This window comes from Tamlana crocina (assembly GCF_012037625.1).
The window spans coordinates 1-440 of sequence record NZ_JAAVJS010000259.1; the positions used below are offsets into that span (position 1 = coordinate 1).

The 440-nt window shown below is 38.0% G+C and carries 1 protein-coding gene; it reads left to right on the forward strand.

What is annotated here, in order from left to right; all coding sequences use genetic code 11:
* The coding region (locus HC176_RS16620) for a transposase (RefSeq protein ID WP_167920119.1) at positions 1-440 on the forward strand (440 nt) is incomplete at both ends.

Below are 440 nucleotides of genomic sequence, written 5' to 3' on the forward strand. Positions count from 1 at the left end.
AAAGTAGTTTTTAAGACTTACAATCAAGACCAGCTAAGTCTTTTACCTCCCAGTTATGATGATCTAGTTCCCGTCAATCATCCCGTTCGTATTGTAAATACAATTATTGACCATGTCGATATAAGTGTTTTGGAAAAAAGCTATAAAGGTGGCGGAACCTCAAGCTATCATCCGCGCATGTTGCTCAAGGTTATTGTCTATGCTTACTTGCGTAATTTGTATTCTTCACGTAAAACAGAACAAGCTCTAAATGAGAACATCCATTTTATGTGGCTCAGCGGGCAGAACAAACCGGACCACAACACGGTCAATGACTTTAGGGGAAAGCGTTTACAAGGCCATTTAAAGAAATTTTTTCATCAAGTCGTTCTGCTTTTAGTTGAACAAGGTGTTATTAGTTTAAAGGATATTTATGTAGATGGCACTAAGATCGAAGCCAA